We start from the raw sequence: 12079 nt of genomic DNA on the forward strand, positions 1-12079 counted from the left end.
TGTCGTGTCATTGTGGATGTGCAGCACGTTAATTTTGAAAGCATTTTAAGCGAAGTTTTTCATCTAAATGCGTATGAAATTGCAATCGTAAAAGATGAATTTAAACAACCAAATAAACATCAAAATAAACATCAGGATTTGGCTCAAAACACTGTTATATCAACGCTGAATGGCTCAAATTCGACTCTTAACTATAATAACCAAATTAAAACAATAAAAGATATAAAGACGTCTACTAAGCATGCGTCTGATAAGAAAAGTACTCTTTACAATCGTTTAAAAGACCTTTATCAAGCCCGTACAGGCTCTTTAGAGGGCTTTAAAGCCTTTGTGGGTGTTATCTATGGGTCGTTGAAAAAAATCAAAGCAGAGGACAAGCTAGGGCTATATCACGGCCATTTAGAAACAATCATGTATCAATCCTTAGATGCAGCCATTTCAGCGAGCGATCAATACGTGAAAACCAACCGTTTAGCCTTACTAAGTGCCATTATTCGCAACAAAATCAACGATTTAACGGTTTCGAATGCATCTACAGGGTCAGAAAAAGAGAAAACTAGAAAAGTAGAAGTAGTCCCAGCATGGTTTACGACGCGTCATGAGCAAGAAGAAGAAGTAACCGAAGAAAAGAAAGCCTATTTTGCACAAGAACGTGAGCGAATTTTGGCCAAGTTACGGGATCTTTAATCCAATGAGGAATGGTGAAAAATCATACCTCTAGTTTACTGTGCTCATTTTTACTATTGAAGATAGGAGTGGAAAGAAACATGCAAAAAAATAACGCATTGTTAGGAGTTCATATTCGAAGTAAAAAAGAGGCAGCAGTATTAAAGCTGCATCACAAACAATATATATGGCTTATTCCAGAACATTTAATGGAGTTGAATATCCAACCAGGAGATATTGTAGCAGTTGGAAAAGGTGCTCCCGTTCTAGTGATGGCTGTTTTTAGAGATGATACAGAATCTCATAAATATATCTATAGGTTCTTAGAAAGATCTCCACAATCTTCGGAGAAATTAATGAAGATTTAATAAACATTTTCCTTTCTAGTTTGATGGAAAAATCAAATTAGAGGCCATTAACGTTTGTTTTAAGATGCTTATTTTATTTTTGCCTTATTTAACTTCATGTTTTAATTTCAAAAGGCTTAAAAAGCTCGTAAGAAGCTTAGAGAGTCGAACCTCCAAAGATTGGCATTGAATTTGGGTCTTATCGAACACCCCTTTCCGACTTACTAATTGATGTGATGTTGAAAAGAGATTTTATGCAAAGTTTTATACAACATTTTCATCGAATTTCGGACGGTTTTTGCCTATTTCACAATGATGTATAAAAAATGTATAGCAATTTTGAGGCGTGTCATTACAAGAACATTGTAATGACGGGCTTTTTCGTGCTTCTACAACTTCCCACTCTGGTTGTTATGTCAACTAATCATGTATGGGGACTGTATAAAATTTTGGGCTATCGTGGTAATGGAATGGTATACTAGGGTATGTAACCCCCTTTTACCTTCTGCACAAGGTAGAGGGGGGTTATTTGTATTATCCAATTGATATTTATGGTTCAAAATGGAGAAACTTTAAAACACTATAAAACGTTATAATATTTGGAAAGTGGGTAATTTTATGGTAAGTTTACAAATTTATGATTTTATACACATTATTCTTGCTATTTTCACCATTTCATCACTTTTAATTACGTTTTTTATTTTTGTACAAAAAAAATCTAACCAAATTATTAATGGTATTACATTAGGTTTATTTTCTTTAATAACTATTGCAGTTTCAGCTATTACTGTAATAATAGCCGGCTATGTAGGCGACGAAATAAGTGAGGGTGGAGATAGTATTTCTTTAATTATGTTTATAATTATTTTGTTACTATGTATATTAAATGGATTTATTTATACAACACGTCTGAAAAAGTTCACATAAATTTAGTGGTTTTGAAAAAGTTAAAAAAAGCCCAGTTCTTTTCAAAAGAATTAGGCTTTTTTTTTTACTTATTTTTCGGATTACAAGCTTTTGCAACTACTTCATGATAATTGGTTGTTGTACGCCAAGGTTCTATATTCCAAGGATTTTTTAAACCTTTAATTGTATCAGCATGACAATGTAATTGTGCTTTCATATTTTGAGCACATGCTGAGTTACAATGAAGAGATGTAGTTCATGCCAGAACATTTTTATACATATCTAAATAATTCAAGCGTTATAAATCGTTTTTTTGCTTAGAACTATAAGGGTTTATCGGATTTTTTTAGGGTGGACAAAAAAAAAGCCTTCTGTTATCATGAAATTGTCGATATTTCAAAATTTACCAGTGTAATTTTGGGTTATTTGGTATTTAGAGTTAAATATTAACGTTTAAAGTTGTATAAAGCTTATTTTTGTAAAGCGAGGTTATGCCCGATGTGCAATTGGCGACGCTCGTTGAAAATCGCCTTCCAGAATAAGAAAATCATTCAAACGTTGAATGAGCGTGAAAAAGTAAAATGGGTTTTCTTAACGTTGACTATTCAAAATGTCGAAAGTGACATATTGAAAAATACTATGGATCAGATGGCTAAAGCATGGAATCGTTTTGCTGGTTATGCCAAATTTAAAAAGTCAGTTAAAGGCTATTTTCGGGCAATAGAAGTAACTCGGAACTGGGATAAAGAAAATGAATGGTATGGGACATATCATCCTCATTTTCGTGTGTTGCTTGCTGTGCCGAATAGCTATTTTAAGAAAAAGGATTTTTATATTACACAAGCTGATTGGACAAGTATGTGGCAACGTGCTATGAAGTTGGACTATAAACCAATGGTTCATGTAGCAACAGTGAAGCCTAAAAAGGAATCACCTGATTTTATGAAAGTGGAACAAGAAATGAAAAAAATAATTTCTGAACGAAATGCTATTTTTGAGGTTTCCAAGAATCCGGTAAAAGATACAGATGTAGTTCGTGGCGATAATGTCATACCTGAAAATGTTCGAATTGTTAAAGATTTAGATACAGCATTGGCGTATAAACGGTTGATTTCTTATGGTGGTCTGCTGAAAGAAATACATAAGGAATTAAATTTAGACGATGTGGAAGATGGGAGCATAATTCACTTTGATAATGACAATGATGAGTTTGCTAATGGTGCAGTAGATGTCATGGCATATTGGCATGTTGGATTAAATAATTATGTAATTGTAAAAAGTTAAGAAAAAGTAGACAGAATAAATTATATTTACCCTGCCCACTTTTAATTGTTTTACCAATTTGTATATACAGTTTCTAAATCTGCGTATCGGCCACCTGAAGCTGCTGTTGTAAAGTCATATGGGTGAATTAAACCACCTACATGTTTTGGTGCTATTATTGGATACGCTGTCCCGAAGTTATATGCTTGCCAAACTAATTTTGAGCAGTATGTTCTATCAAATGTATGGTTGCCACTTGTTATATCGTAAACTGCATCTTTATATTCTTTTACATAATTTTTAGCCCATTTCGCTGCATCTGCAGGAGATCCTTTGTATTGACTAGTAGGTCGTACAACTTTAGTGCTTTTTCCGTATCTACTATCAAACCAAGTTGATAGTTTTTCTTTTGTGGGATGAGCTCCTGGTCCTGAAATGTGAACATAATATGTACTATCAACTACTATAGCAGCATGTCCAGATAAACCTTTACAATCTGTTTTACAATTAGTTTCCTTTGTAACTAAGATATCTCCTGCTTTAGCTGCCGTTTTATTCGGATAATTATAAGCATGTGCTTCTAATGGTTTATAAGAAAACATTAGAAGTAAACCAAATAGTGAAAAGAACAGGCATGTAAATATTTTTTTTGTGTTCATTCTGTTATTCAACTCCATATCTATTTATTTTGAAAAGAGGTTATAAATTTGAAAAAATCCATAATTTTCCCTTCTATCCTTATTTTAATTATTTTAGTATTATTTTCAACTATTGAAATTTTTAACTTTTATGGTAATGAAAAAGCTGATGATATTGATAAAGGTGTAGCTTTAGAGTTGGAGAAAGATGTGCTCAATTATTTATCCAGTAAAGGTTATAAGGAAGATGAAATTTATAAAATTGAAGTGAAATACAATCCTAAAATAGGGAATGTCCCAGATGCATATTATGTTAACGTTATTTTTTTAGATGAAAAAGATGTGACTTATAAGTATGTTGTTATAAATGGTGATATAGTTCAATCTGGACTTTCAGGTAGTTCTGGTAAAGGCAAACATGAAGAATAAGTGGACGAAGAGTAGCAAAAGCTACTCTTTTTGTTTTTTGTGATGGCTAGATGGGAGATCGGTGAAGTGTAGCAGTTGTCCATCACAATTTGCTCCTTATCCTCCCTTTGGTCCTCAAGATACAAAAATAAAAATTAATTGAGATAACTGTCTAGAATTCGGCGTAGTGAAAGGACAAAAATTTTTAAAAGAAAAGAGCATAAGGGAAATCTGCTATCACTTGGGGTGATAGACTAGGCAGAGCCTAGTGTTTCGGTGTCCCCATAAAAAAGTGTGATTCTTCCTGTTTTCTTCCCGAAATTTATTATGTTCTTCCTGTTTTCTTCCTAGCTTTTTTGTTAAAATCAGGCCATTTATCATTCAAAAATAACCAGGTTATTTCTATAATGATTCATCTTCAATAGCATCTTTTTTCTTTTCACTAGAGCGAATCATTTCAATTTTCCCTATCAACTTCCCTTGTTTTGTTCGCCACTCCTAAACAATTTCACTTTCCAGTTACATTATTTCTCGTTGAACATTTGAATTCCCTAATTTTTTAAATGTTTTAAAGACCTCCCAAAATATATAAAGGTTGATAACGCATGCGTCAAAACTTAAAATTTAGAGTTAAGACGCATTTATGGGGGGGATAATTTGCTAAAGAGATTTTTTAAAAATGAAAAAAAAGAGGAACTATGGCGAGGGGGAAACCCAAATGGCCGTCCTAAATTAACCATCGATGAATTTAAACTGTCGTATTTAAAAGGTGCTGGGAAAAGTAATCGTGAAATTGCTCGAATACTAAGTGTTTCTGAAGCAACTATTAGGAGACGGTTGAAAGAACAAAAATAATTGGATACTCTATGTAGAAAACGTATAGGAACGAATAAACGTTTGTATAGAAAGCATGTAGAAATGCACTTTTTTATGGGGACACCGAAACACTAGGCTCTGCCTAGTCTATCACCCCAAGTGATAGCAGATTTTCCTTATGCTCTTTCTTTTCTCATAATCTAAATACACTGGTGGACATCATTAGTATCACAATGATAGATTAAGGATTTTTCCTACATAGGTGAGATCTCAATCGGTAGATTGCTTGCAGCGTTAAGCTCCATAGTAGATTTGCTAGCAAATCCATTTGCGCTCCCAGCGCAAAAACGGGCGGAGATTATATGGCACACTCCGATAACAAAGCGCGGAAAGTTGAAGTACACAAAGGATGATTGGGAACAATTTGATGCAAAGGCAGAGAAGAATCGCTCACTTTTTTTACGCGAAATGATTGTAAAAACGTTGAATGAAGATACACAAGTCTAGAAAGAGTAACTTTATATAAATAAATAGAGTAACTCTAAATAATAAAAGTAACTTTATTATAAAAGTGCGCTTCATGATAAACAGCTGTTTATCATGAAACTTCTTTTTTATATTGCTAATAAGTAAAGCTCTCGTCGAAAAGATTGAGAGCTTACTTTTTTAATATTTTTTATGGAAAGGGAAAAATATAACTATTAATAACATTCCTAAATACAGAGGATACTTTAAAAATTCATTTGTTGAATATCCTAATAAATAAGTCATACCTATTAACATCATTACTATACCAATTGCAAACAAACCAAGTCTTATTTTTTTCTTCACACATTTCCCTCCAAATTTAAAATTCTATTCTACCTCATTTTTGAGCTTGCCTCTTTTAGTTTAAGTAATATCGATTGTTGCGAGGCCTAAATAAGTCGGCTCTACTAACCTTATAACTAATTTTAGAGGTGTTTTTCCTCCTGCTCTTTCTCTTATTTAAAAATATGGTATCAAAAAGGGACAGCTTTATGCTGTCCCTTTTAAACTTTTAGTTCAAAAAATAGAAAAAGTCTATTAGCTATCGGATTTTTCGTTCTTAAAATAATTAATTTAATGGAATGGTTGATTTTAAGGTTAATACATTCCCTTTGTATAACAGATGTACATCAAAAACAATAAAAGGAGTGTTTTATTTATGGCTAGTGCTGTCATTGATGCAAATATTGCAGTAACAGGTGTTACAAAAAATACTAATGGAACAATTAAAGTAACTTATAAAGTAAAGGTGAAAGATGCAGGGAAAACAGGCATTTCTATTGGCTACGAATGGCCAAGTAATTATCGATTAAGTGATAGTAGCTTTACAACAGTAGCTAATACTGTTGGTACTCATACTATTACCCTACCTAAACCAAAAGTTAATGCTATTGGAACTCAAAATGTTGTCGCTAAACTTTCAGGAAGATACACGGAGAGCAAACATCTTAAGTCAGTATTTAATTATCCTGATAAAAAAGAAGTAACATATCATGAGGTTAGTAAATTAGATGCTGGAGCTGAATACTTTGTAGTTGTAGGTTTAGGTGCCGCAATTGAGTATTACTTCAAAAAAAGTAAAATTGGATTCGTTTTAGGCAAAGCATATTTGGGATTCATCACTTATTATGGTCTCACTAGTGTTGGTGTAATTGAAGATTTCCCACCAGCAGTTGTAGGACAGTATCTAAAGGTTACAACTTGGTATTCTTCTCAAGGATTCCATGTGAAAACGGAAATTTGGGCAAATAAGTCTTCGTTCGATAAAAAGGCAAAAGCCATTTATGTTGGAACAGCAGTTTCTAAATGGTAAAACTTTGTTTACAGTCTCAGACTGTAAACAAAGTTGAACAAGTATCATAGTATGCAAAATTTTATACCAGCCAGTAAAACAGCCTCAAAACGTTGGCAAACCAACAATGTATAAAATGCTGCATATACAATAACTTGTGATTTAAATGAAAAGGCAGTAATGACAAGGTTCCCTTATCGTTACTGCCTTTTTCTAATGTTATGTAAAGTGAAAATGTATGGACATAAATAATTTTTTTAAACTTTTTTTGAAAAAAGGTTGTTAAATCGAAATGAAATTACCTTTATAGAGTGTTAGATGGTTAGCCAATCATAACAAATAAAAAATTACCTATTTAGGAGGAATTACATTATGGCTTCATTTATTCTTGGTACTCGAAAAGGTGCTTCTACAACATTCACGTATCCACGCGCGGGTATGCTACAGTTGGATTATGTAATGGGTCTAGCTGTACAATATTTACAAACTAAAACAGCAGAGTCTACTATGGCAAATGGTTTGTCTCGTGTTGAAATGGCGGGAGCTTTAGGAGATGTTTTTGGCACTTCAAGTAATACAACGATTGCCAATCGTATCGCAGTGCATATTTGGCCTGAAACAAGTGTGCGACAAGCCTTTGCAAGTGCTGCTCAAGCTGGTCGTAATAATATCAAGTCAATTCACAATAACGTTGAATCGGGTGGTTACAAATCTGTCACTGTTAAGGTTTCTTACACAGAAGTGTACAACCTTGCAACAGGACGTACTGTTTTGACAGTTATTGATTCTGCTTCGGCTACTTCATACAATAAATAATATCGTACAAATTTAAAAAACCTGCTTGTTTAACAGCAGGTTTTTTTGTTATTGAATCCCCTTTAAAGCATCGAAAAATTCATCATCACCGTTTAGAATCGTATATTCATAAAGGAATTTATCTTCTGTTTTAGTTGAATCGTTATCTAAATCTAGAAATGCAATTTGTTTTTTCTTTTCGGATACGTGCAATCCATATCCTTTATTTGATTCGATGTCGATAGCATAATCAATATCTTCATACGGAGTTGCACCGAGTGTTTTTTGTACTTGTAAGTTGTTTATCGCATTCATAATTTGTTTTTGTTGTTTTTCGTCTGTGACATTTACTCTATCAGGATTTAGCGGTTCTGATTCAATAATACGGATGTTTAAAGAAGTTGGTTTTTCATTTAAATTGGCATCATCAAAAATCTCTGCTACTGTATAAACTTTTTCAAATTCAGCTTTAGCAATGGCTTCTTGTTTTTTTAATTCTTTATTTTCATATACATCCCATCCCATTAATCCAATAACGACGGCAAGAACACTAATTGTTATGAAGATACGTTTCCGCATGTTTTTCCCCCTATTTCTTTTTGTAATTAAATTATACCAAAATTTGTATCGAACTGTTGTATCCAGTTTCGTTATATAAATTAGCAGAAAAATAAAATTCAGATTTTTTAAAAAAGTTGTTGATTTGAAATGGATTTCCCTTTATAGAGTGTTAGCTAACAAAAAACAAACAATAGGGGGAATTAAAATGGGTCTTTATTCAGACACAAGAACGGTTGATGCAACTGTAGCACAACTCTCAGAAATGGTTCGTGCACAAAAGAAAGTAATAGATTTGCTTGAAAGTAAGAATATAAGTAAATCTATCATAACAGACACATACAATTCATACGGGGGAGCTGTTTTAGGACTTGTATTTGTAGCAAGCACAGCGGCTTCTGTAGCAGCAGGGTTTATGAGTCTGTTAACAAGCTTGAACGCTGCTGAAAAATCATGGTTGTTGAACGATGTAAACACGGGATACACACAGCTTTTAGAAACTTACTTCATGATGACTAATGGTAGTTGGGTTAAATGTAATATGACACTTACGGTTAACGTTGAACGTCCTAATTACGAATTTGCCTTTATCAAGTCTCGAAAATTAAATAGCTTGACAACTCCTGGTGGACAAGTAACATATCCAGCTTAAAAAAAAAGGCACTTACAATTGAGTAAGTGCCTTTTATTTTGTTGCATCTTTTAAAATAGTGAAGAAATCGCTATCGTTTACGATGGCATAATTTTCTCGATTATTAACAATATGCAGTGACTTTTTGTCTGAAATAAGATACATTGTATAACCTGTATTTAATGAAATCGTTATTCGGTAATCATACTCACTGGGTTTTATTGTTGTTTTAGCAAATTTTGCATTCTGAAAAGCTTGTATAAGCTTTTTTTGCGTTTCTTCTGGAATTTCAATTTGTGTATATATATCTTTTTTATTTGTATCAATGGTATGAACGGTTATAGTCTGCTTTTCCACATTAAAATCAGCGTTTTCGAATATCTCCGTTGCAGAGTATTCAGCATTTTTTATATCTGTTGTAGAGTGGTCAACGTGTTTTAATATATCTGTTGTGGAGTCGCTTTGGTCTTTTTTTGTAATTAAAAAGCCAACAGCGATGACGATTACAAGTAAAAACAATATAATTATATTTTTTTTCATATAGACCCCCTCTTTTTCTATTAACAGAATTATAACAAATTTTAGAAATTAATGAGTTTTTTTAAGGATTTTTGAAAAATGGTTGTCAAACTGTCTATAGATTTACCTTTAATAAAGAAAGGAGGGGTTCGATGGGAGAATATGAATTTTTAATTGGTTTGATTAGCAACACAGGCTTTCCGATTGTCGCTTTTTTACTGATCTTTTGGAAGTTCGATAAATCACTAGGATTGCTTGCAGAAGCTGTGAATAATAACACGAATGCAGTTCAATTATTATTACAAAAAGAAAACCAAGAAAAAAAATAAGTAATTAAATTGTTACAATAATAAATGATATTTCTTTCTATTTTTTTGATGTTAAATTTGTAAAATGAACATAATTATGGATGTGAATTTTCTTTTTTTGCCCTAAAATAGAACATATGTTTCTTTTTTGGATAGGAGTTGATTTTTTGATTCAAAATCGTCTATTAAAATCTTTTTTAGAAAATGAAAAAGTAAGCAAGCTGTATAAAAGTTATTTAGAGAATCCTGCCCCTCATACGAGAGACACTATTGAAAAATTATTTAAAATCCACGTTCGAAAAATTCAATTACTTAGTTATTTTTCCCATGTTTTGTATTTTGAATCTCAAAGATATGACAAACAAATCCGTTATAATAACCAAGTTAATCAGTTAACGTTAGATAAAGGCATTAACGATGGTGAAAACAAATTTATTGATTTAATTCCCGATGAAAGTATTGATGATTCTGAGTGGATACATTCTGACTTCACTCATTTGGAAGTAATTTTCGAGGACAAGCAACTATATAATATTGTTTCGAAATTAGGACCAAAAAAGAAATATATATTGCATTCTATTTTTGTAGATAATCTCACGGAAGAAGAAATTTCAAAAAAATTAGGTACTTCAAAACAAGCTGTCAATAAAGCTAAAAACCAGGCTTTTCAAAAGATTAGGCTGGAGTATTCAAAAAAATCGAGGTGATGTTGATGCCAATAAATGAATTAAGTGAATTAAGAAGTATGGCATTCCAACAGGAGGTTCTAGATATGTTGCAGCCTAAAATTAAATCAGTTTTACATCAGACCAGTTTTCAAAATAGGATGGATTTAGAACAGGAAATTTCGTTAATGATCATTAGGGTTGTTAAAACAAAACAATTTAGAAAAGTACCTTCGTTTTTCGAACTTATTGAAAGTGAAAAAATTATATAAAAACGCTCCACTCTTTTTTCTCCGGAAATGGACAGCAGTTGTACCGTTACCTGGAGAAAAGTAATAGTATTATTAGTTAACTAATATAAACTAATATATTAGAAACTATTAGGAGAGTGAATAGTATGTGGGAGCTGACAAAAGACAACAACGTTTCCGAGCTTATTGCGAGTAAAAAATCGTTAAAAGAGCTTAGAAAGTTTTTAAATACACGTGATACAACCATAAGAGAAGTATTTAATTCATTAGGGTACTTCTATAATAAATCGCAACATGAATGGCAACGTGACGCCAATTTTCCGGATAAAGATATGACTTTTAATGAAGCATTGGCACAGTTAAAAGCAGTATCACCAAAGCAAACTCCTAAAGTGAATAGAAAACTAATAGAAGTTAATAAAGAGCTAATAAAAACTAATAAAGAACTAATAGAAACTAATAAAGAGGTAGCCGTCACCATTCCTAATAATGAACTAATAGAAACTAATAGTCAGCAAAACCTAGAGGTTTTGAACGCCATTGGCCTGTCAGAAAACGAGTTTCATGTGTTAAAAAAGATGATTCAAGAACGCATTCAGCAAGAGGATCAGCATGAACAGTTACCAATTTTTAATGAGATTGCGAAATTAAATACCAGAAGTAGAAAAAATAAAACGTATTACATTTCAGAGGAGTTAGTGGCAGAAGTAGATCGTGTGGCAGATGAGTTAAATATAAAAAAATCACAGTTAGTTGAGGTTGCACTATTAGAATTTTTCAAGCGTCATGGCTCTATTCAATAAACTAATAGAAACTAATAGTCAGAGAATATATTTACAAGTTACGAACTTTAGCGTATGGTAAGAATAACTAAATCGAACGTAAAAAAGCCATTCCACAGTGACTAACATCGGATTGCCGTCCTTTGTTAATCGCCTTATCGTACCGAAACTACGATGCAGCTTATCGTGAAATGACTTATTTTTTACTGTTAGATGATACATAGTATCTATATATGTCATTCTAGTATGAATTAGACGACATTTCAACAGTTAATTAAAAGGTCATTCAAGATTATTCTTTAATCTAAAGCGTTTTGCATCGTTAAGACACGATGTGAAACGCTTTTTTGCTTCAAAAAGGGGCAACTACCATGAAAAATAAACTAAAAACTACACCAAACCAAGCAGTCCAAACATTTATTACATACGGCAATCAAAAAGGAGACCGGCAACTCAAAGAAGATCGCCTGCAGCAACTAGAAGAAACTTTGGCAGCACAAGGTATTTATCCTGGGGAGAAAGTACATAGAGTGTTAGAAAAATTGATTTATGACCTTACATACAACGGCATTATCAAAGTAAGCCGAGAGCATTTAAGTAAAAAATTAGAGGTTGGATTCAATACAATCTCAACAGCTTTCAAGTATATGGAGCAATCCAAGCTATTTATCCTGTCCAGAAACAAATCCGGAAAGACGAATAGTGGT

At 32.6% G+C, this 12079-nt stretch carries 18 protein-coding genes and 1 pseudogene; 14 read left to right on the forward strand and 5 right to left on the reverse strand.

Annotated features, from left to right (window positions below; all coding sequences use genetic code 11):
• The 3 genes from NYE73_RS24545 to NYE73_RS24555 form a co-directional block, all read left to right on the forward strand.
• Positions 1 to 687, forward strand: a 687-nt coding sequence (locus NYE73_RS24545; protein ID WP_340815829.1) for a hypothetical protein, incomplete at its 5' end; no start/stop codon positions are given.
• Positions 688 to 767: 80 nt separating this feature from the next.
• Positions 768 to 1034 carry a DUF5839 family protein gene (locus NYE73_RS24550; protein ID WP_064774786.1) on the forward strand — a complete coding sequence of 89 codons (267 nt, stop codon included), beginning with the start codon at positions 768 to 770 and terminating at the stop codon, positions 1032 to 1034.
• 597 nt (positions 1035 to 1631) lie between these two features.
• Entirely contained in the window at positions 1632 to 1940 is a 309-nt protein-coding gene (locus NYE73_RS24555; RefSeq protein WP_016992360.1) for a hypothetical protein, read from the forward strand.
• 64 nt (positions 1941 to 2004) lie between these two features.
• On the opposite strand, the gene NYE73_RS24560 is transcribed toward NYE73_RS24555, so the two are convergent.
• Positions 2005 to 2136, reverse strand: a complete 132-nt coding sequence (locus NYE73_RS24560; protein ID WP_016992359.1) for a DUF2599 domain-containing protein — start codon at positions 2134 to 2136, stop codon at positions 2005 to 2007.
• A 242-nt stretch (positions 2137 to 2378) separates the two neighbouring features.
• Here NYE73_RS24560 and NYE73_RS24565 point away from each other — a divergent pair, with 242 nt between their 5' ends.
• Positions 2379 to 3203, forward strand: a complete 825-nt coding sequence (locus tag NYE73_RS24565; RefSeq protein WP_256389908.1) for a protein rep — start codon at positions 2379 to 2381, stop codon at positions 3201 to 3203.
• 50 nt (positions 3204 to 3253) lie between these two features.
• Here the strand turns inward: NYE73_RS24565 and NYE73_RS24570 are convergent, their stop codons facing one another.
• Positions 3254 to 3841 carry a YiiX/YebB-like N1pC/P60 family cysteine hydrolase gene (locus NYE73_RS24570; protein ID WP_066036908.1) on the reverse strand — a complete coding sequence of 196 codons (588 nt, stop codon included), beginning with the start codon at positions 3839 to 3841 and terminating at the stop codon, positions 3254 to 3256.
• Positions 3842 to 3889: 48 nt separating this feature from the next.
• Here NYE73_RS24570 and NYE73_RS24575 point away from each other — a divergent pair, with 48 nt between their 5' ends.
• Together NYE73_RS24575 and NYE73_RS24580 are read left to right on the forward strand one after the other, a co-directional pair.
• On the forward strand, positions 3890 to 4249 hold the full coding sequence (locus NYE73_RS24575; RefSeq protein ID WP_016992357.1) for a DUF3139 domain-containing protein: 360 nt from the start codon (positions 3890 to 3892) through the stop codon (positions 4247 to 4249).
• 636 nt (positions 4250 to 4885) lie between these two features.
• A complete protein-coding gene (locus NYE73_RS24580; RefSeq protein ID WP_004234037.1) occupies positions 4886 to 5083 on the forward strand; it encodes a helix-turn-helix transcriptional regulator in 198 nt (65 codons plus the stop codon).
• A gap of 627 nt (positions 5084 to 5710) precedes the next feature.
• Here NYE73_RS24580 and NYE73_RS24585 read toward each other — a convergent pair.
• Positions 5711 to 5875, reverse strand: a complete 165-nt coding sequence (locus NYE73_RS24585) for a hypothetical protein (RefSeq protein WP_004234042.1) — start codon at positions 5873 to 5875, stop codon at positions 5711 to 5713.
• Positions 5876 to 6230: 355 nt separating this feature from the next.
• Between NYE73_RS24585 and NYE73_RS24590 the strand changes: the two genes are divergently transcribed.
• Together NYE73_RS24590 and NYE73_RS24595 are read left to right on the forward strand one after the other, a co-directional pair.
• Positions 6231 to 6884, forward strand: coding sequence for a hypothetical protein (locus tag NYE73_RS24590; RefSeq protein ID WP_004234044.1), 654 nt, complete (start codon positions 6231 to 6233; stop codon positions 6882 to 6884).
• A 351-nt stretch (positions 6885 to 7235) separates the two neighbouring features.
• Positions 7236 to 7679: a hypothetical protein gene (locus tag NYE73_RS24595; RefSeq protein ID WP_004234045.1), complete on the forward strand. Its 444-nt coding sequence runs from the start codon at positions 7236 to 7238 to the stop codon at positions 7677 to 7679.
• Between the two features lie 48 nt (positions 7680 to 7727).
• Here the strand turns inward: NYE73_RS24595 and NYE73_RS24600 are convergent, their stop codons facing one another.
• The gene (locus tag NYE73_RS24600) at positions 7728 to 8237 is read right to left on the reverse strand and encodes a hypothetical protein (protein WP_004234047.1); all 510 of its coding nucleotides are present in this window, start codon (positions 8235 to 8237) and stop codon (positions 7728 to 7730) included.
• 187 nt (positions 8238 to 8424) lie between these two features.
• On the opposite strand from NYE73_RS24600, the gene NYE73_RS24605 reads away from it, so the two are divergent.
• Complete coding sequence (locus tag NYE73_RS24605) at positions 8425 to 8868, forward strand: hypothetical protein (RefSeq protein WP_004234049.1); 444 nt, start codon at positions 8425 to 8427, stop codon at positions 8866 to 8868.
• A gap of 33 nt (positions 8869 to 8901) precedes the next feature.
• On the opposite strand, the gene NYE73_RS24610 is transcribed toward NYE73_RS24605, so the two are convergent.
• On the reverse strand, positions 8902 to 9387 hold the full coding sequence (locus NYE73_RS24610) for a hypothetical protein (protein ID WP_004234050.1): 486 nt from the start codon (positions 9385 to 9387) through the stop codon (positions 8902 to 8904).
• A 131-nt stretch (positions 9388 to 9518) separates the two neighbouring features.
• On the opposite strand from NYE73_RS24610, the gene NYE73_RS24615 reads away from it, so the two are divergent.
• From NYE73_RS24615 to NYE73_RS24635, 5 genes and pseudogenes are all read left to right on the forward strand, one after another.
• The gene (locus tag NYE73_RS24615; protein ID WP_009373316.1) at positions 9519 to 9695 is read left to right on the forward strand and encodes a hypothetical protein; all 177 of its coding nucleotides are present in this window, start codon (positions 9519 to 9521) and stop codon (positions 9693 to 9695) included.
• Between the two features lie 146 nt (positions 9696 to 9841).
• Positions 9842 to 10381: a sigma factor-like helix-turn-helix DNA-binding protein gene (locus NYE73_RS24620; RefSeq protein WP_004234027.1), complete on the forward strand. Its 540-nt coding sequence runs from the start codon at positions 9842 to 9844 to the stop codon at positions 10379 to 10381.
• 5 nt (positions 10382 to 10386) lie between these two features.
• Positions 10387 to 10611, forward strand: a complete 225-nt coding sequence (locus tag NYE73_RS24625; protein ID WP_004234030.1) for a hypothetical protein — start codon at positions 10387 to 10389, stop codon at positions 10609 to 10611.
• A gap of 125 nt (positions 10612 to 10736) precedes the next feature.
• A complete protein-coding gene (locus NYE73_RS24630) occupies positions 10737 to 11393 on the forward strand; it encodes a hypothetical protein (RefSeq protein ID WP_004234032.1) in 657 nt (218 codons plus the stop codon).
• A gap of 350 nt (positions 11394 to 11743) precedes the next feature.
• A pseudogene (locus NYE73_RS24635) lies at positions 11744 to 12079 on the forward strand (hypothetical protein); the annotation flags it as partial.

Origin of the sequence: Lysinibacillus sp. FSL K6-0102 (assembly GCF_038003545.1) — a bacterium.
Classification (GTDB): domain Bacteria; phylum Bacillota; class Bacilli; order Bacillales_A; family Planococcaceae; genus Lysinibacillus; species Lysinibacillus capsici.